Origin of the sequence: Pseudomonas palleroniana, from assembly GCF_022836895.1 — a bacterium.
Classification (GTDB): domain Bacteria; phylum Pseudomonadota; class Gammaproteobacteria; order Pseudomonadales; family Pseudomonadaceae; genus Aquipseudomonas; species Aquipseudomonas palleroniana.
This window is the reverse complement of record NZ_CP092411.1, coordinates 5,446,687-5,466,741: the sequence shown is the minus strand read 5'-3', so window position 1 is coordinate 5,466,741 and position 20,055 is coordinate 5,446,687. Positions and strand designations below refer to the sequence as shown.

Sequence of the window (20,055 nt, the reverse complement as noted above, 5' to 3'; positions counted from 1 at the left end):
CTTTGATGAAGTTGATTATTCGCGCCGTGTGTGCGCTGGCGTTGCTGTTACCGCTGGCCGCGCAGGCTCTCACCCAGGACATCACGGCGGTATTTCGCCCGGACCCGTCCAACCCCTTGCTCAACCGTTTCGTCAACACCACACCCGAGAGCGGGATCTGCCCCTGGCACATCCCTGAGCGCTGCAAGGCTCTGGGGATTTTCAGCATCCGCACCAGCGACCTGACCTTCTCATCCAGCGTGCCGATCCAGGGCGGCCATACCGACGTACGCAAAGGCGCGATGTTCAAGGTGCCCAGCGAGTGGCGCGATGTGACCGTCAGCCATGCAGTCACAGGCGCGTCGGAAACGGTGAGGATGCGCATCGCCGGTATCGGTGGTCGTTTCGATTTGTACGGAGGGGTGGGCCAAACGGTCTGGGCCAGGGGCGCCATTGGCTGGAAATATGCCCCTGCACCTTGCCTGGGGACCAACTATGGCACGGGTAACAATACGTTTTTCTTGTGGTCCTGGATCACGCCGCTCAACGTCGGCGCCTGTGACATGGCTGCGATCAAGGATATCCCGGACATCCGCTACCCGGTGTTCGAGTACTCCTACGAACTCAGCACTCCGAACCCGCTGACCATGGACAGCGGTGTGTACACCGGCAGCATCACTTACAGCGTAGGCCCCCGGGCGGATTTCGATTTCGGTGACATCATGCAGCCCAACGACAATCAACTCACCTTTAACTTTACCCTGGACGTCGATCACCACCTCAAGGTCGAGGTGCCGCCGGGTGGCAATCGTGTGCAACTCGAACCCCAGGAGGGCTGGCAGGCGTGGTTGAAAAACGGACGCAAACCCACGCGACTGTTCCGCGATCAGACCGTCAACCTGTGGGCCAGCTCGCCATTCAAGATGACCCTGGAATGCGGCGAGCCCATGGGCAATACCTGCAGTATGCGCAACGCAGCGGGCGATCAAGTCCCGCTGGACGTCGCCGTCACCTTGCCCGTCGGGTTGAACGACAGCGTTGGGCGCCCGGTCAACCGGCTGCCCTTGCGCCTGGACGGTGTGGGCACCCAGTTATTCCAGCCGACGCGGTACATCGACCGCAAGCCCAGCACCCTGCACTTTGAGATCAAGGCGGACAGCGTGTCGCAGATGCTCGATCACGGGGGTGGCAGCGCCTATTCAGGCACGGCCACCGTGGTGTGGGACTCGGGGTTGTAGGCGCTTGCCGAGCCCCATGCCCTTGCGCCGGCTTCGCCATTGGCCTGGCGGTTTTCCGCGGCCGGCATGCATTGTGTATGGCTACCCGGTTGCAAGTACGGCATCAGGATCGGTGCCATGCCTTTGAGCACTTGCACCGGCAAGGCCGAGGTGAAGGTGAAGTGTTCCGCCGAGCGGCCAGGGACGAAAGCGGTGAGCGTGCCGAAATGACTGTCGCCCAGGTAGAACACAAAGGTCGCGGTGCGGTTGATCGACTTGGAGCTGATCACCCGGCCGCCGGCGCCGATGGCTTCGATGCGGTTGTCGCCGGTACCGGTCTTGCCGCCCATGGCAAGCGGGGTGCCGTCGGCCAGTTTGAAACTGCCGGAGACGCGTTTTGCCGTCCCCGCATCCACCACCTGGGACAGCGCGCCGCGCAGGGCTTGCGCCACCGCCACCGGCATGACCCGCTTGCCGGGCGCGGGGTCGTTTATCAGGCGGGTTTCATAGGGCGTGTCGGCGCCAAAGTGCAGGCTGTCGATGCGCAGCACCTTGGAGCGCACGCCGTCGTTGAGGATGATGCCCATCAGTTCCGCCAGCGCCGCAGGTCGGTCACCGGAGCTGCCGATGGCGGTTGCCAGGGAGGGCACCAAGTGATCGAAGGGATAGCCGACCGCCTGCCAGCGCTGATGGATATCGAGAAACGCCTCGATCTCCAGCATGGTACGAATGCGGCTGTCGCGTGCGCTTTGATGACGGCTCTTGAACAGCCAGCTGTAGACTTCCTGGCGCTCGAATTGGCTGGCTTTCACGGCCTCGCCGAAGGTGGCGTCGGGATGATTGAGCAGGTAGCCGAGCAGCCACAGGTCCAGCGGATGGACCTTGGCGATGAAGCCTTGGTCAGGCAAGTCATAGCTGCCGGGGCGGTAGTCTTGATAGAGCTTGGCCAGGCGCTCATCACTGAGCTTGCCGACGTCCTTGCTGCCGGCTAGGTGCGAACGCACGAAGCGGTTGAAGCTTTCCTGGCTCGCCTCGGGCAGCAGGTAACGATGCACCGCCGCCAGGCGGATCGGCGTCGCACGGACACTGTCGAGGAATGTATCGAGGCGGGCCTGGGTGTCTTTTTTCTGATACTTCTTCCAGAACCTGAGCAGGAACGCGGTGCCTTCGCGGTCGGCGAATCTGGCCAGGTATTCCTGGCGCCGAGGGTCGTTGTCGTCCTTGAGCAACTGCGCGCTGTTGTTGGGGCCTGCGTAGGTGGTATAGCGCACGATATCGCGCATCAGGCGAATGAACGGCAGGTTGATCGATTCGCGCAAGGCGTCGCGCAGGGTGGGGCTGCGGCCGTTGTCCTGGCTGCGAAAGTTGTGGAAGTGATGCAGGCCGCCCCCGGTGAAAAAACCTTCTGCCGGGTTGGCCGAGTAGGTGCGGTCAAGGGCGGCGTCGAGCATTTTTTCCAGGCTTTTGTCCGGGGTCTGGATCAGGTAGTCGATGGCCCACCGGCTGAGGCGGTCCTGATCGTTGATCGGCACTTTTTTCAACGCGGCGGGGGATTGCGCCGCGTATTGATCATGCAGCTCACTGACGATTTGCAAGTAGGTGGTGAGCACCCGCAGCTTGGCCGTGGAGCCCAACTCCAGCTTGCTGCCTTCATTGATATCGAAAGGCTGGTCGGTGTTATCGGTCTGTACCCTGACCCGCGAACCGTCCGGGGTCAGCTCGAACAGGGTAAAGCTGTAGCGGACTTGAGGCGTGCTGGCGGCGGTCAGCAGGCGCTCGCCGAGCAGGCCGAGCTGGCGTGCGTAGTCAGGGTCGGCCAGGTGCTTGAGGTAATCGCTGACCTGGGTCTGCAGGGTGCCTTGCAAGGTACTGGTCGCCGACAGGTCCAGGCGGTCGAGGTCGTACAGCGGGCGATTGAGCAACGCGGCAACCCGGCTGCGCGCGACGCTGATGCCCTTGTTGGTTTCAATCGGTTGCACCGTGGGTTGTTGCACCCAGTCGCGATAGCTGAGCGTGGCGCCAAGGGCCGCGTTGAGCAGTGGCGCGTCGATCACGCCGTTCTGGGCCAGCAATCGCAGATGGCTGTCGGTGAGTTGCGCCAGTTCGTCACGCCCCTTGACCAGGTAATGTGAAGGGCGGCGCTGGGCGATGATCAGCGCCAGCACCTCGCGCAATGCCAGCGCTTTTGCTTGCAGGTCATTGCCCACCAGCGCCTGGTTGACCTGGTTGAAATCGGCGCCGAACCACACCCGCAAACCTTCGGCCAGGCCGTGCACCTCACCGTGCCCCGGCACGGCCGACAACGGCACGCTGTTGAGGTAGTCGCGCACGATATTCTGCCGTGCGATCGCGGTGTCAGGTCCCGCCTGGTAAGCCCGTACGCCGGCGGAAAACATCTGCCGCAGTTTCTCCGCGCCGGAAAGTGTCAGGCCGTCCGGGGAGTGGCGGTACTTTTCCAACTGGGTCGCCAGGGTACTGCCGCCGGCACTCTGGCCGGGCAGGTGCAGGGTCTTGGCCACTTGCGACCAGGCCGCCTTGGCAAAGCGCGGCCAGTCGACGGCGGGGTTGGCCTGTGGGGCGGCGGGGTCGAGCAGGTCACGGTTTTCGATAAACAGCAGGCTGTTGACTACCAGCGGCGGAATGGCGGCGAAGCTGGCGTAGAGCTGTTGCGGGTAGGTGTATTGGTACAGCGGCAGCGCCTGGCAATCGGTGAGCGACAAACCGGCCTGGATTTTTTCCGCGTAGGGCACGAACAGCCCCTGGCGGGTGTAATCCATCAATTGGGGGGAGAAGCGCGTCTGGGATTGCACGACGTAACCGCGTTTGAGCAAGCGGGCCAGGAAGTCGTCGAGGTCGCTGTAGCCCAGGCGTCGGTCAAACGGTCCGGGGCCTGGGTACACGATGGCATCACTGGGACCGTCGGCCAGCCGGTAGGTCAGTTGGTTGGCCAGCCTGCTCAATTGTTCGGCTTGCAGGCGTGAAGTGCGCATCTCTCTGGTGGCGGCAAAGCCCAGGGCCAGCAACGCCATTAGCACGATCAGCCAGAACAGCCGGCGCCCGTAGCGGGGCCTGGGTTTATTTTGGGGTAAAGGCGCTGGTTCCGAACTGCCTTGTAGTTTCGCAGCCTTGGTCGATTCGGTTTGCCACAGTGCGCCCATAGTCGATTGATCCATTCACGCAGATTGATCGGACTTGTTTGAAGCTTAGACGGTGTGGGCTTGATGTGAGGAAATTGTATTTTTTGCGTGGGAAGCGTCTGAATCCGCCCTTGAGTGAACGACGGCAGCTGCGGCGATTGGTCGCCGGGTATAGGTCATATGCGCCTGTGAAATTGCATTATTGTGGGCGCTTCCACTAAATTGACTGGCTTTTACAGTGAAAGGCACTGGTCGAGGCTTTTTATACTGCACGGCCCATCGTCTTGCCCTGCAAGGCGGGGCTGTTCATGAGACGGCCCCGGTTTCGATTTCCGCCTGGCCTTACCGGCAACGGCGTGTGAAACGCGACGGGCTATCCAATAACAAGATGAGGTTGTATCCCTATGCCAGTCGGCAACCCCCTGCCCCATGGCGAGACCGCTCAAGGCGGCCCGCTCAAACGCGAACTCGGTGAGCGACACATTCGCTTGATGGCACTCGGCGCCTGCATCGGTGTCGGTCTGTTCCTGGGTTCGGCCAAGGCCATTGAAATGGCCGGTCCGGCGATCATGCTGTCGTACATCATCGGTGGCCTGGCGATCCTGGTGATCATGCGTGCGCTCGGCGAGATGGCCGTGCACAACCCTGTCGCCGGTTCGTTCAGCCGTTATGCACAGGATTATCTGGGCCCGTTGGCGGGCTTCCTGACCGGCTGGAACTACTGGTTCCTGTGGCTGGTGACCTGTGTCGCGGAAATCACGGCGGTCGCGGTGTACATGGGCGTGTGGTTCCCCGATACGCCGCGCTGGATCTGGGCCTTGGCGGCGCTGATCAGCATGGGCACCATCAATCTGATCGCGGTCAAGGCGTTCGGTGAGTTCGAGTTCTGGTTTGCCCTGATCAAGATCGTCACGATCATTGCGATGGTCATCGGCGGCGTTGGCATCATTGCGTTCGGTTTCGGCAACGATGGCGTGGCGCTGGGTATTTCCAACCTGTGGGCCCACGGCGGTTTCATGCCCAATGGCGTGCAGGGCGTCCTGATGTCCTTGCAAATGGTCATGTTCGCCTACCTGGGCGTGGAGATGATCGGCCTGACCGCCGGTGAAGCGAAGAACCCGCAGAAGACCATCCCCAGCGCAATCGGCTCGGTGTTCTGGCGCATCCTGCTGTTCTATGTGGGGGCGCTGTTTGTGATTCTGTCGATCTACCCGTGGAATGCGATCGGTACCCAAGGCAGCCCGTTTGTGATGACCTTCGAGCGTCTGGGGATCAAGACCGCCGCCGGCATCATCAACTTTGTGGTGATCACCGCGGCCCTGTCGTCGTGCAACGGCGGCATCTTCAGCACCGGGCGCATGCTTTACAGCCTGGCGCAGAACGGCCAGGCCCCGGCGACCTTCGCCAAGACCTCGAACAACGGTGTGCCACGTCGCGCCCTGCTGTTGTCGATCTTCGCGCTGCTGCTGGGGGTGTTGCTCAACTACCTGGTGCCGGAGAAAGTCTTTGTCTGGGTCACCTCCATCGCCACCTTCGGCGCGATCTGGACCTGGCTGATGATCCTGCTGGCCCAGCTTAAATTCCGTAAAAGCTTGAGCGCCGCAGAACAGGCCGGGTTGAAATACCGCATGTGGTTGTACCCGGCCAGTTCGTACCTGGCGCTGGCGTTCCTGGTGTTGGTCGTGGGGTTGATGGCGTACTTCCCGGACACCCGCGTGGCGCTGTATGTGGGGCCGGTGTTCCTGGTGCTGCTGACGCTTGTGTTCTATGCCTTCAAGTTGCAGCCGACCGACGCGAGTGAGGGTATGCCACGCTCCGTTTAGTGCGGGGGGAGCGAGTTCGCTCCCCTGGCGTTAGCTGCGTCTCTGGTTGGCCAGTTGTGCTGCCTGGGTCAATTGACGGATCAGGCGTTCACGTTCGGCAGTTTCCTGGTCGGTAATCGACTGGCGCCGGTCCAGGTAGGTGTCTGAGCGTTTGTCCGTCACTGCCTGGTTCAACGCATTCACCTGGTGCCGGGTGATGGTGTCAATGGTGCTGAAAGGCTCCGGGTAGCTGCGGGCGAGGTATTCGAGCCAGAAGTCTTCCTGCAACAAAGAGGTTTGCGGCGCGTCGGTCTTGCTGATGTCCCGCAGCTTCTGCCGGGCATTGGCAATATCCCTGGACTTGACCCACTCCCGTGCCGAATACAACAGCTCTTCCTGATGCACCGGCAGGTTGAACTCCTTTGCCAGGCTCATGCGCAAATACAGCTTCACCTCGGCATCGTCAGGATCGACCTGGGCCTCGCGCAGTGATTTCAGATGGTCCTCGGCGAACTGGTCGAGTGTGCGCAGGTAGAACAGGCTTTGCGCCAAGGCCAGCAGCTCGCGTTCGGCTATGGCGATGTTCGATTGCGCCTTGGCCACGTAGCGCAGGTGGCGGATTTCCATATCGATAAAGGCCAGGATCGCCCCATCACCACAGGTGCCTGCCAGGTAGGTGTTGAGGAATACGTCGTTACGTAACTCGGTGGAATCGCCCATGGCGTTCAGCAGGTGCCACACCCGTTGGGTCAGGGCTTTTTTCGAGGTTTCGTTCTTTACATAGGCATAAGACTTGGTCAGGTCCTTCAGTACGCGAAATGCGTCATCGGAGCTCGCGTCCTCGTTGCTCTTCAATAGGTCCCACAGCTTTTTGCAGGCCGCGTGTTCGGCAGCAGGGATGCCGGTAAGCCAATCATTCAAGTCGGCCGGCACGTTCTGTTGATGCTGGATGCCCGGCAAGGGGCCGCCCAGCCTGACGCCGGTCTGGGCGTAGTAGTCGTTTATCCGCTCTAGCGTGTCGGCGTCCAAGGGGTTGTCGTGCAACACCGTATTGCGATTGGTGCGGGCCATGCTGGTGTTGAACAACGCGTCGGGAAGCGTGGTAATACGGTTTTCATGAAGCATCAACGCACCCAGGTCGTCGCGGGTTTCGGCACCTATTGGCCATTGAGTGAGGCCGGTATTGCGCAGTGACAGAACCGTCAGCCTCGGCATGCTGCTGATATCCGGTGGCAGGCCCAATGGGTTGTTATCCAGGTGCAGTTCTTCCAGGCGGGTCAGGGTGCTCAGGCGTTGCCGGGATTCGTCGGTCAGCACGATGTTGTTGTCCGCCAGGAACAACTGTTCCAACTGGGTCATCGCGGTGATGCTGGCGGGCAGCTCCGTGAGCATGCAGTCGATTTTCAGATACTTGAGGTTGGCGAACTTGCTCAGAAACGCATTACCGGTGGCCGGGAAGCTATCGGCGGCGATATGCAGGTAATCGATATGCGCAAAGCCCTGGGTGCCCAGGAGAAAATCGGTGTCGGGCAAGTCGTTGTCGCCCAGTTGCAGCTTGAGCACGTGCACGTCGAGCAGGCCGTCGGCATACAGTACGCGGGTTTCCTGACGCCACGCGCTGCGGATCTGTTCGGCCAGGTAGCGCCGCTGGCCGAGGTTCATGCCCAAGGGGTCGGTGGCGGGATCATCGTTGGCGTGGGGCGACTCCGCCCAGCGGGTGAGGCCGTAATCCAAGGTCTGGTATTCGGCCTTGCGCCGCTCCAGTTCGAGTAACGCGGCGGGTTCGCTCATGCCCAGTGCATCAATCAGGGCGTTGGCCTTGGCCACGCTGAAACTGGGGTAGATCTCGCGCACCTTGCTGACCAGATCCACCGGCTGGCGGGCGTGGAACGGCCATAGGTCGCTCAAGGTAAACGGGTAGGCCGTGAATGAACTGTTGACCGCCATCGGCGGCTGCAGCCAGTACGGAATATGCGGCAGATCGAGCAGGGCCTTGATCGCCACGCGCTGGCCCAGCGCGAGGTCAGCGAGGCGGTGCCGCAATGGGGTCAAGTCACCGCTGTCGTCAATGCCCAGGGCTTGGCGCTCAGTTTCGGACAGCAGGTCGGCGACGCCCCCGAGCAGGTCGGTGGTTTCTCCCAGCGCCTGGCCCATGCCGTCGTAGGCCCGATAGCCGTTGTCCATCTTCACCAGAACCCGACGATCATTGCCGTCGAGGATCCCGGCGTGCTCCAGCAAGCGCCCTTTAGGCGTACCTGCGTGGATATCCAGGCGCAGGGCCGCCGGCCAGCCGGGGACGCTCTTGAGCAAATGCAGGATGATCTTTGCGCTGTCGGGGTTGGCCAGGGTCGTGAGGTACAAACCTTCGAAGGCGCGGTTCAGGCGCACATCATGGGCGGTCAGGCGCGCCTGTTCTGCCAGGCGCAGGCCGACCTCGTCGTGATCGTGCAACTGCTTGAGTTCCTGGCGGCTGGCATGCTCCAGAATCGCCTTGGCCGCGCTGATGGGGAGTGCCGGATGATGGTTCTGCAAGCGCTTTTCCAGGCGAGTGCCGCTCTGTTCGCTCTGGCGGTAGAGGATATCGAATAGCTGAGCGCGTTCCTGATGAGCATGCTCGGCGATTTTCTTCGCCAGTTTGAACAATCGCTCCTGCTGGGTCGCGGGCAGTTCGCCGAGCAGTGCCTCGATCAAGGTGGTGTTCAATACGATATTTTTCAGCGGCTCGGGGCCGTGGCTGTCGGTCTCGCTGATGCGGATCTTCTCGGCGTCGGGGTTGAGTTGGCTCGGGTACTGTCCGAGCACCTTGCCGTGGCTGTCGACCACTTCCAAGGCATGGCTGCGCGGCCATCCGGGCAAGGCGCTGACCAACAGCAATTGCAGCGAAGTCCGTGCACTGCGGTTGGCCGTGTAGGTGGTCATGGCGCGGATGAAGTGCAGGATCTCGTGCTCGATGCGAAAGCGCTTGCTGGTATCGGTCAGCAACGGAGGTGGAGCCAGGCCGGCGCTGTGCACTTCGCGCAAGGCCCGCGACGGGGTGTCGGTGAGCTTGAGGATGTGTTGCGCGGTGGCTTGGTCGACGTTGAAGTCCTCGCTGCCGAGGCGATAGAACAGGTGGTGGTCGTCCCAGGACAACGGGTTTTCGTTGGAAAGCCGCCACGCGCCACGACGATTGTGCTCCAGGCGGGGCGTGTCGACACCGACTTTTTTCGGGTGCTTGAGCCGCCATTTGAGCCGGGTGTGGTCATAGGTCACCGGGTACAACGAGCCATACAGGGGCAGCAGTTGTTGCCCGTCGAGTTCGTAGAGGCCCAGGGCGTCGGGTAACAGGTTGGCGGGCAGCACCACGCTTTGCGCGTATTGGCCCAACGACTGATCGAGCAGGGTGATGTAGCCTTCGGGGCTGCGTTGGGTGCTCATCAGGTCGCCAAGGGTGTTGCGCAAACCCTGGGCATCGGTGTCTGAGGTCATGCTCAGTTTCAGCCGTTCGTGGGGTTGCAGCACTGAGCCGATTGCCAGGTAGAAGCTGTCGACGCTCGGCGACACCGGGATCAGGCCCCCATTGCGCATGTCATAGGCCTGGTAATGGCCGTTGCCGTAGTGCCGCAACTCCACGGTGGTGTCATCCGGGCCACTGTTGGCATACGGCTTGTCGTCTATCTCGGTGATTACAAAGTGCCGCTTGAGGGTGTTGCGGATCAGGCTGGAGGCAAACTCCCGTGCCCATAGATCGGTGTCCGCATCAAAAGCCCTGGCGTGGTACAAGCCATCGATCACGGCGTCGATGCGCAGGGCCGTGCGATGGTTTTCCAGGTGTTCACGCAGTACATGGGGCAGCGTGCCATCCTGCAGGAACTGCGCCCGTTCGGTACTGCTGAAGTGCTGGTCGCGCAGCAGTTGATCAAGGTTGGCCGAGCTCAAGGGGGGGTACAGGTCACGCAGTTTTTTCAACACCGGGGTGACTTCCACCCGCGGCCGTGCGGCCCTGACCGGCACAAACACCCTGGCGGTATCGGTGGCTGCGATTTCATGGCGGGCAAAGCCTGAGTAGCGTGTCAGGGCGCTGAACAGGTCGATTCGCCGCGCTCGCGCAAGTTCACTGATCTGCAGGCGTATCCGGGCGATGCGCTGGGCTTCGGTGAGGTTGGGGCTGCCTTCTTTGCCCAGCACCGAGGCGGCGGGTTGCACGCGCAGGATCAATTCAAACAAGCGCTCCTGGGCCACGGCGCCGCTGCCGGTGTCGCCCAAGGCGCTGTAGGTGCCGTCATCGCGGCGCGTGAGGGTAATGCGCTGTGATGTGGCCGGCGGTGGGTCGCTTTTGGCGTAGCTTTCGAGCGGCGTGCCGTACGGGTCGTACACGTCGATCAGCACCTGCGCCGGCCAATCCGGCAGTTGAGTCAACAGGCTCAGTACCAGGCTGTCGGCATGCGGCGGCCAATGTCCGCGCCGGTGAAAGTGGTTGATCAGTTGGTTGATCAACTGGTCCGCCTGCAGGCGACGTACCCCTTCAGTCAGGGTGATGGGGGCAGGGCTGCCCGACCACACGCGGTCCAGAATGGCGCGCGTGGTGGCCGTACTGCGCAGCAGCGTGTGCATATCGGCATCGGTGAGCGCATGGGGGCCGTTGGGCAGCATGCGCTCGGTCAATTGGCGGTCCGAGAGGGTATGGGCATCTTGCAGGTCCAGCACCCAGACCTGTTGCGCCGGGTCGAAGACAATCGTCGGGGCGTAGGCGGTGCCATCGCCGTGCTTGATTTTCCAGCGCATGGCTCGGGCGTCGTAGTCGACCTCCACTACCTGCCGTTGCCCGTTTTGCTCGAGCCAGGCGTACTGCTGACCCTTGATCATGTAAGTGCCTTGTGGGCTGATGCGCTGGCCGTCGAGGAGGTTCTGGTCCGGCACCGCGTAAGGGCGGATATCCGGTGTCCACAGTTCATAGGTACTGTCGCTGCGCATGACTTTGCGTGGCTGGCCCAATCGCTGGATCAACTGCTCCAGGCGTTGCCGGTGCACACGCCCGGCGGTGGTGATCAACAAGCCGTTGACCGCAAGGTCGGCCACATCGCTCAGCGCCGCCGCGAACTGACTGGCTTCGCCTTTGGCCGCTTCGTTGATGCCGGTGATCAGGCTGTAGCCAAGGCTACCGAACACTACCGCCTGCATGACCCGGTTCAACCCGCTGACGCCACCTGGCACGGGGGTCAGCAGCAGTTGCAGAATTTCATCGGCGATCGCCGCTGCACCGTCGATCACCGCTTGCAGGTCGCGCTCCGAACGGGCGGTGGCGAGGGTTGAAAGGTTGGCCCGGTAGCGTTTCACCTGGCGCTGGGTCAGGGCTTCGACCAGGGTGTGTTTGCGGTTTTGCTTGGGGTCGGCGCTAAAACGCAGGCTGTCGAGAGTACGTTCGGGGAACAGACGATGAAAGGTGTCATACAGGAACCCCGCCAACGGGTTCAGGCCGGGCGGGCGCGGTTCATCCTTGAGTAACTTCTGGAACCCGCGCAGTTCGGGGGTGGGCAGTTGTCTTGCAAACCAGCCCAGGTCGCCCTTGCGGTGGCTGTCCTTGAGTTGCTGCACAAATGTCTGGTTGGCGCTGTTGGCGTCTACGTGATAGCGCAAGGCACCGTCGGGGCGGAACGGAAAGTAGGAGACGACGCCCAGGCTGGCCACTCGGATCATCAGCAAGGGCACTGCAATGGTTTTGCCGGTGCGTATGCTGAACGTCTCGAATTCAAGCGCGGGGCCGCTGCCGTCGATGGCCTGGCTGAGCTTATCGTAGAGCTCACGGGTCACGCCGGTACTGGCCCGGTTGCGATACGCCTCCAGTGTTTCGAACGACAGGCTGGAACGCGCACTGGCCAGCAGCACAGTGTGAAGTTTTCCGCCTTTGCGCAGGGCGTTGTTAAGGGTGGTTTGCAGTTGGCCGCCGAGGTCGAGGTCGCGGCTGATCTGGATGAATTTTTCGACGGTCAGATCCGGGTCGTCCACGCCACTGAGCGACGATGCATCGACAAAGGTTTGCCCCGCCTTGGGCGATTGACTGGTGGTGAAGTCGAAATTGAGACAGGCCGCATCCCACAGCGACAGGCTGGAATGGTGGGCACGGTATTTCCACGTATCGTAGGCCCGACGAAAGCGGCGTGCACCTCGCCCATCGTTCATGGCACTGGTGCGCGGTTCCCAGGGCAGGGGGGCTTGCAACTCTTCCAGGTAGCGGGTGTGCAGGTAGGCCTTTTCGGGGTCCTGGCCGCCGATGCGGCTGCGTAATTGGGCCAAGCCGCTGGCCTTGAACTCGCTGATCAACGTAGCGTTTTGCGCATCCACGGCCAGCAGGGCCTTGTGGGCTTCGCGTTGCAGCTTGACGTAGTCGCGTTGTTGCTCATGGCTCAGGCTGCTCATGGAGCGTGCGAAGGTTTCGCGGAGCATTTCCAGGGTTTCTTGGCGAGCCCAGGATTCGCTGGTTTGCAGCTCGCCCGACAATTCATTGAGCGATGGATGGGTAGGCATCGACCATTTCCTTTCACTGTTAAGTGGAGGGCAAATGGAAGCATCCCCGTACCGTTCGCTGGCGCTACCTATATAGCTTGCGTGAACGGCACGGGGCGATTGGCGCGGCTACCGTGCGAGGGTGTGGACGAATGGCCGCTGGTCCAGGCGTTTGTTGAACTCCATCCAGGCGGCCAGGCCACCCATCAGCAGCATGCCGGTGATGGCAGTGAGTAATTGCATGAGCAGGGTGTCGCCCATGAGTGCGTTAAGCATGTCTGCCAACGGCGCCAGCAACACACCGAGACAAAACACTTCGAGCGAGTAACGGCCCATGCGGCAGACCTGTTCGGCCGGCCAGTTGCGCGTCCATCCGGTGGTCGGGAGCAGCTTGGCGGTCACGTAGGCCAGGGCCAGGAAATGCACCAGGCGCACGGGTGACAGGTCGGTCTTGCTGATGGGGTAGATCAGGTCGCTGAGGGCGGCGGGCACCCAGGCGTCGTGCACCTGAGGCCAGCGCCAGGACAACGTCAGAACCCCGGCCAGTAGCACGTAGAACGCCGCCAGCACAAACACGGGTTGCTGCAACAACGGTCGCGGTTGAGTGGGCTCAAGCCTCTGGCTGTAGATCGCCGCCGCGCCGCCCAGTACAAACAGGAACTGCCAGGTCACCGGGTTGAAATACCACACGCCATCTGCAATCGCCCGCAGGTTCCAGCCCATCCAGGGCGCCAGCAGATATACCGTGGCGGACAGCGCCACCACGGCCCAAGTCCGGCGCAGCATCAACGGCAATACCAGCGGCAGGCCGGCCAGCAGCACGATGTAGAGCGGCAACGGGTCCATCAGGTTGGGCTTGAAGCGCAGCAGCAGCTCGTCGGTCAGTGCCTGTTGCGGATGGGTGATGAAGTGCGTCAGGCCCATCTCCTGGACCAGGTCGCGGGTCTCCACATGGCTGTTGGCGAAGAACACGATGCCCATCAGCATGGCCAACAAGAAAATATGCACCACGTACAGCACCCAGGCTCGGCGCAGGATTTTCAGCGAGGCGAACCAGTAGCCATCACGTTGCAGGATCTTGCCGTAGGCCAATACGGCAGCGTAGCCGGCGAGGAACACAAACACCTCCGCCGCATCGCTGAAACCGATGTTGCGCAAGGTGATCTGGCCGAGTGGGTTGTGGGGGACGTGATCCCAGAAAATGAAGATCAACGCCAGGCCCCGAAAAAAATCGATGCGCGGGTCGCGTCCGTTCAGCATGGCGGCTGGCTCTTGAACAATAGGTTTAATGAAGACAGGCGAGCGCGCGTGTTGTCGTACGCCGCACGTCGGGCGGGCGCAGGGTGGCGGGATTTGTAAATGATTGCAAAAGCGGGTTATTACTGAATGTAAAGCCTGCCCGATGTCGGGCAGGCCTTGGGGATATCACGCAGCCTCGACGTCATTGGGCTCAAAACTATCCGCCCGCGCCATCTGCCACATGCGTGAATAGAACTCGCCGTTGACCTCACCCGTCAGCAGCTCACCAGGCTTGAGAAACACATGCAGTTGTGAGAACAGCTTGATCTCTGTCGCTGACATGCGTCGCACCAGGTGTTTGGCCGACAGTTGCGACGGGTGTTCGAGACCCGCTGCCGCGAGCATTTCCGCCAGTGCCTTGAGCGTGCTGCGGTGGAAGTTGAATACGCGCTGGGCCTTGTCCGGCACCACCAGTGCCCGTTGGCGCAGCGGGTCTTGGGTGGCGACGCCGGTCGGGCATTTGTTGGTGTGGCAGCTTTGTGACTGGATGCAGCCAATCGCGAACATGAAGCCTCGCGCCGAGTTGGCCCAATCGGCGCCGATGGCCAGGACGCTTGCGATGTCGAATGCGCTGACGATCTTGCCGCTGGCACCGAGCTTGATCTTGTCGCGCAGGTTCAGGCCCACCAGGGTGTTATGCACGAACAACAGGCCTTCACGCAGCGGCACGCCGATATGGTCGGTGAATTCCACGGGCGCGGCGCCGGTGCCGCCTTCCTTGCCGTCGACCACGATGAAGTCCGGGAGAATGCCGGTTTCCAGCATGGCCTTGGCAATGCCCATGAATTCCCACGGGTGGCCGAGGCAGAACTTGAAGCCCACGGGTTTGCCCCCGGAGAGCTCACGCAGTTGGGCGATGAAGTGCATCATTTCGATGGGGGTGGAGAATGCGCTGTGGCGCGAGGGGGAGACGCAGTCCTCGCCCATCATGATGCCGCGTGTCTCGGCAATTTCTTTGGTCACCTTGTGCTTGGGCAGGATCCCACCATGGCCGGGCTTGGCGCCCTGGCTCATCTTGATTTCGATCATGCGCACTTGCGGGTTCTGCGCCTGCAGGGCGAAGCGTTCCGGGTCGAAGCGGCCGTCGCTGGTGCGGCAGCCAAAGTAGCCGCTGCCCAGTTCCCAGGTCAGGTCGCCGCCGTTCTCACGGTGATAGGGGCTGATGCTGCCTTCACCGGTGTCATGGGCGAAGTTGCCGAGCTTGGCGCCCTGGTTGAGGGCGCGGATCGCGTTGGCGCTCAGGGAGCCGAAACTCATCGCCGAGATATTGAACACCGACGCCGAGTAAGGCTGCGTGCACTGAGGGCCGCCGACCATCACGCGGAAGGTGCTGGGGTCGCTCAGCGGAGCCGGGCGCATGGAGTGGCCGATGAATTCAAAGCCCGACTGGTACACATCGATCAGCGTGCCGAAGGGTTTGTCGGCGGTTTCGTTCTTGGCGCGCGAGTACACCAGCGAACGCTGGGCCCGGGAGAAGGGCAGGGCGTCGCTGTCGGACTCCAGCAGGTACTGGCGTATTTCCGGGCGGATGGTTTCCACCAGATAACGGATATTGCCCAGGATCGGGTAGTTGCGGCGCACGGCGTGGGGGCTTTGCAGCAGGTCGAAAATACCGATCAGGCTCAATAGGCCGGTGATCACGGTAATCGGCCACAACCATTCGTGTTCGATAAAGGGGAGGCTGGCGAGGGTGAAAATGACGCACACGGCAAAGAAGGCGTAACGGCTTAGTAACGACAGGCTCATACGGGGTTCCTTGGGTTCGGACTCATCGGCCAGGCGTTTTGCGCCTGAAGAAAAATCGACGACAGCTGCGACTGGGATTGGCTCCCCAGCCTGCTGTACGGGTATTTCTTATGGACTTTCACGGTTTACAGAGCCTTGAAGCTTACGAGCGATCTCCTTGCTGGAGCAACCGCTGGGCATCAAATAGCAGGCCCTGATGCCCGTCAGTCAGGAGAAGCGCCGTTATCTTGGCGCGTTCTATGCCGCCGTTTGCCGGATCGGCAGCACCACGCGAAACTTCGTCCCCTTGCCCACTTCGCTGCTGACGGAAATATCGCCCCGGTGTTTCTTGACGATGCCGTAGGACAGTGACAGTCCCAACCCGGTGCCTTCGCCCACCGGCTTGGTGGTGAAGAACGGATCGAAAATCTTCTGCACGGTTTCCGGGGCTATTCCACAGCCGTTGTCCGCCACTTCCAGCCACACGTTTTCGCCTTCCACCCCATTGCTGATGGTGATCGTGCCGCGCTCCGGCCCCATGGCCTGCGCCGCGTTGATGACCAGGTTCATTACCACCTGGTTGAGTTGCGAGGCCAGGCATTCGATCTCCGGCAAGGGCGCGTAATGCTTGACCACATCGGCCTTGTATTTGAGTTCGCTGGCGACAATGTTCAGCGTGGAGTCGATGCCGTGCTGCAGGTCGGCGAATTGCCAGGCCTGGTCGTTATCCACCCGGGAAAAGTTTTTCAGGTCTTTGACGATCTGTACCACGCGGCCAATGCCTTCCTTGGATTCACGGATGAGGATGGGGACATCTTCCTTGAGAAAATCCAGCTCCAGTTCGGTGCGTAAAGCCTTGAGCCGATCCAGCGTTTCCCCCGGCGCCAGCTGGCTTTCGGCATGGTGGTAGGCGTCCAGCATCTGTTGCAGCTGGTTGAAATAGCTATCGAGCGTACTGAGGTTGGAGGAGATAAAACCCACCGGGTTGTTGATCTCATGCGCCACACCGGCTGCGAGTTGCCCCAGCGACGCGAGTTTCTCGGACTGCACCAGCTGGCTTTCGAGGAGCTTGCGCTCGGCGATTTCCACTTGCAGCGCCTGGGTGCGTTGTTCCACCAACTGTTCCAGATGGGCGGTTTGCAGCGAGGCGCGTCGGGCCATGTCCCATTTGTTGGCCAGGGTATTGGCCATCTGCTGGACTTCGATATTGTCGAAGGGCTTTTTCAGGATCAGCAAACGGTCATGGGCGTGCAGGCGCTCTAGCAGCGTGTCCCAGGAGTAATCCGAATAGGCCGTGCAGACCACCACTTGCAGGTCGGGAGCGACTTTCCAGAGTTCTTCGATGGTCTTTGCCCCGTCCCAGCCCTGGGGCATGCGCATGTCGACGAAGGCCAGTGCGTAGGGCCGTTGTTCGGCCATGGCCGTTGTCAGCAGCGCCAGGCCCTCTTCGCCGCCATAGGCCGAATGCAGCTCGAATGCCTGCGTCTTGGGTTTACTCGTGTCGCCAAACAACGCTGATTCCATGTCATCCAGCGCCTGGTTGGAGTCATCCTGCGGCATCAGGATTTTACGGAAGTCTTCGTGAATCGACGGCGTGTCATCAATCAACAGGATGCGCCGGTTGGGAGGCTGGTTCATGCGGGGCTTCCGGCAGGGGTAAGAGGGATTTTCAGGGTAAAGACCGCGCCTTGGCCTGGCCCATCGCTGTGGGCACTGAGTTGGCCGTTCATCTCAACGGCGGCCAGCGCGCAACTGTGCAGGCCGAAACCATGGCCTTCCTTACGGGTCGTGAAACCGTGGGTGAAGATGCGCGTCATGTTTTCGGCCGGTATACCTTCGCCTTCATCTTTTACACTGATCTCCAGCATGTCGTCACCCTGCGTCCGGACCGCGAGGGTCATCTGCCGTGGCCGGTCGCTGAGGTTGGACATGGCGTACTTGGCGTTGCTGATCAGGTTGACCATGATCAGCAGCAGCCGGTGTTTATCACCCATCACTTCCGGTACCGGCGCGAACTCCTTGACCACCGTGACGTGGTGACGGCTCAGTGCGCCGGCGTTCATGCGCAAGGCATCTTCCATCAGGGTGCTGATCTGGACCGGCTCCAGTGGGGTTGCGACACCGGCATAGGATTGCTGCGTGGAAACGATGTCCTTGATGTGATCGACACTTTTGCTCAGTTGCGCCAGCTCTTCGGCCATGCCTTGCTGTTCAACGGCAATGGCGTCCACCAGTTGGTTCAAGTAGTTGGGCAGCAACTTGCCTTTTTCGTCTTCGCTCAGGAAGGTGCCCAGATCGTGCGGGTGCTCATTGATCAACTGCATGGCTTTGCCCAGGCCCTGGGCTTTGCTGCTGCGCAGTTTGCGCGCGACCAGGTCGGCGGAGATATTCACGCTGTTGAGCACGTTGCCGACGTTATGCAGCACGTTGGTGGCGATCTCGGCCATGCCGGCCTGGCGGGCGCTGTCCATCAGCTCGCTCTGGGCATCCTTGAGCTGTTGGGTGCGCCGTTCCACGCGTTGCTCCAAGGTTTCGTTGGCCGACTGCAAGGCGCGGTTGACCCGGTTGACCTCGGCGAAACTGCGTAACAGGCGCACCGCCAGGTAGAGCAGCATCACCACCAGCAGGGTCGAGAAGATCAGCAGGTAGCGATGGTACTGATGATCCACCCGGTCAGACGCCTGCTGGTCCTGGTCGAGATGGGTGCTCAGGTTCTCCAGGCTTTCGGCCACCGGGACCGCGGCAATGCGCTCAAGCAGGCCATTGACCAGCGGCTGCTCGCGCAGGATCAACTCAATATGATTACTCAGGATGTCGACTGGCGCCTGAAACTCACTGGGCAGGGTTTCCTTGTTGATCGCCAGTTTGCCCAGGCCCACCAGAATATCCGCCGCCCGCTCATCACTGGTGACCTGGGCGAACTCCAGGCTGCTGAGCAGCAGGTCGTAGGTGTCGGTGGCCACGCTTTGTACATGCAGCCTGCTTTCATCGTCAACGCGGTTGAATTGGGCCTGGATATCGTCTTCGGCGGTCGGCAGGAACGCGAGGGAATTGCGCAGCACCGCGTTGTGGGATTTGAACTGGTCCACCAGCCGGGCTTTTTCCTGGAGGGCGGCTTCGTAGGCTTGCTGGCTGGCTTGCCAGCCAGCCAGGTCGGGACTGTCGTGGTAAGACTCACGGTTTTTCAGATCGGCCCATATCCGGGTCATTTCCAGCAAAGGCGAGACCAGCGGGTCGTAGTTACGGGTAATGGAGATCCTGGCCTTGAGCACCTCACTGTCCCACTGGGCATTGAGTTGCTGCAGTTGCCGGATCAGGTCCCGGGACTGGGTGTAGGTGGCGGTCTGGTCGCGGGTTGACTTGAGGTACAGAAACACCAGGATCGAGGCCAGAACCAAGGTCATCAGGGTGAGCAGCAGGGTGCTGGTATGGCTGCGAGACAGGGTCATAGTGGCTTACCCTCCCATTGGCCGGTCAGGGTCTTGAGAAACTGGATGATCAGGTCTTTGTCGTCCTGGGAAGGGTTGCGGCCCAGTTGGTACTTGAACATGACATCCACCGCGTCCTCCAGGGTCTTGGCCGAGCCGTCGTGGAAGTACGGCGCAGTGACCGCGACATTGCGCAGGCTGGGCACCTTGAACACGTGACGGTCTTCTTCATCCTGGGTCACCAGGTAACGGCCCAGGTCCGATTCGAGCGGGTTGCCGCGGGCCTTGAAGTAATCGCCCATCACGCCGAACTTCTGGAACATGTTGCCGCCGATGTTCACGCCCTGGTGACAGGCGATGCAGCCGTAATCTTTGAAGCGCTGGTAACCGTACTTTTCCTGGATCGTCAAAATCTCGGTGTTGCCCTGCAAATATTGATCGAACCGAGAGTTGGGGGTGAGCAGCGTACGTTCATAAGTCGCCAGGGCGTCTTGCACGTTGGCGGCGGTGACGCCATCCGGGTAGGCCTTGGAAAATGCAGATGCGTAGAGGGGCATGGCGGCCAAGTTCTGCACCACGGTTTTCCAGTCGCTGCCCATTTCAGTCGGGTTGATGACCACGTGTTCGGCTTGGGCTTGCAGGGTGTCCACCCGACCATTCCAGAACTGTTTGAAGTTCAGGCTGGCGTTGAACACGGTCGGCGTGTTGATACCGAGCGGCTTGCCATCGAAGCCCAGGGAGAATGCCTTGTTGTCGGCCCCTCCGGTTTCCAGGCGATGGCAGCTGGCGCAGGACAATGTGTTATTCACCGACAGGCGTGGCTCATTGAACAGTTGGCGGCCCAGCTCGACTTTGGCCGGGTCCAGGGTGGGCACCGGCGGCAGCGGTTTGAGCGCTTCGTCCAGCGGCGCGGCCATCAGCGGCGCGCCTAGGCCCAGCCATATCGCCAGGGTAAGCCCGTAGGTTGACACTGCTTTCAATCGCG

Annotated in this window: 9 protein-coding genes and 1 pseudogene; 2 read left to right on the top strand and 8 right to left on the bottom strand. The window is 61.3% G+C overall.

The annotated features are described in order from the left end of the window. The first annotated feature begins 5 nt into the window (after positions 1 to 5). A complete protein-coding gene (locus MJP36_RS24560) occupies positions 6 to 1,217 on the top strand; it encodes a hypothetical protein (protein ID WP_244384193.1) in 1,212 nt (403 codons plus the stop codon). On the opposite strand, the gene MJP36_RS24555 is transcribed toward MJP36_RS24560, so the two are convergent. Then, positions 1,175 to 4,354: a transglycosylase domain-containing protein gene (locus tag MJP36_RS24555; RefSeq protein WP_244384191.1), complete on the bottom strand. Its 3,180-nt coding sequence runs from the start codon at positions 4,352 to 4,354 to the stop codon at positions 1,175 to 1,177. The genes MJP36_RS24560 and MJP36_RS24555 overlap by 43 nt on opposite strands. Before the next feature lie 383 nt (positions 4,355 to 4,737). Between MJP36_RS24555 and MJP36_RS24550 the strand changes: the two genes are divergently transcribed. Next, positions 4,738 to 6,156: an amino acid permease gene (locus MJP36_RS24550; protein ID WP_244384189.1), complete on the top strand. Its 1,419-nt coding sequence runs from the start codon at positions 4,738 to 4,740 to the stop codon at positions 6,154 to 6,156. Positions 6,157 to 6,186: 30 nt separating this feature from the next. Here MJP36_RS24550 and MJP36_RS24545 read toward each other — a convergent pair whose 3' ends face one another. The 7 genes and pseudogenes from MJP36_RS24545 to MJP36_RS24515 all read right to left on the bottom strand — a co-directional run bounded on the left by MJP36_RS24545 (position 6,187) and on the right by MJP36_RS24515 (position 20,050). Then, the gene (locus tag MJP36_RS24545) at positions 6,187 to 12,639 is read right to left on the bottom strand and encodes an NEL-type E3 ubiquitin ligase domain-containing protein (protein ID WP_244384187.1); all 6,453 of its coding nucleotides are present in this window, start codon (positions 12,637 to 12,639) and stop codon (positions 6,187 to 6,189) included. Between the two features lie 108 nt (positions 12,640 to 12,747). Beyond that, positions 12,748 to 13,878 (bottom strand): OpgC family protein, encoded by a 1,131-nt coding sequence (locus MJP36_RS24540; protein ID WP_244384185.1) that lies wholly within the window; start codon positions 13,876 to 13,878, stop codon positions 12,748 to 12,750. Positions 13,879 to 14,043: 165 nt separating this feature from the next. Beyond that, positions 14,044 to 15,663: an FMN-binding glutamate synthase family protein gene (locus MJP36_RS24535; RefSeq protein ID WP_104995627.1), complete on the bottom strand. Its 1,620-nt coding sequence runs from the start codon at positions 15,661 to 15,663 to the stop codon at positions 14,044 to 14,046. Next, positions 15,660 to 15,846: pseudogene (locus tag MJP36_RS24530) on the bottom strand (LuxR C-terminal-related transcriptional regulator); the annotation flags it as partial. The gene MJP36_RS24535 and the pseudogene MJP36_RS24530, both read right to left, overlap by 4 nt. Positions 15,847 to 15,900: 54 nt before the next feature. Continuing rightward, positions 15,901 to 17,280 carry an ATP-binding protein gene (locus MJP36_RS24525; RefSeq protein ID WP_104995628.1) on the bottom strand — a complete coding sequence of 460 codons (1,380 nt, stop codon included), beginning with the start codon at positions 17,278 to 17,280 and terminating at the stop codon, positions 15,901 to 15,903. Continuing rightward, a complete protein-coding gene (locus MJP36_RS24520) occupies positions 17,277 to 19,091 on the bottom strand; it encodes a DAHL domain-containing protein (RefSeq protein ID WP_244384183.1) in 1,815 nt (604 codons plus the stop codon). Before MJP36_RS24520 ends, MJP36_RS24525 begins: the two co-directional genes overlap by 4 nt. Beyond that, the gene (locus MJP36_RS24515; protein WP_412047591.1) at positions 19,088 to 20,050 is read right to left on the bottom strand and encodes a cytochrome-c peroxidase; all 963 of its coding nucleotides are present in this window, start codon (positions 20,048 to 20,050) and stop codon (positions 19,088 to 19,090) included. Before MJP36_RS24515 ends, MJP36_RS24520 begins: the two co-directional genes overlap by 4 nt. Positions 20,051 to 20,055: the final 5 nt, after the last annotated feature.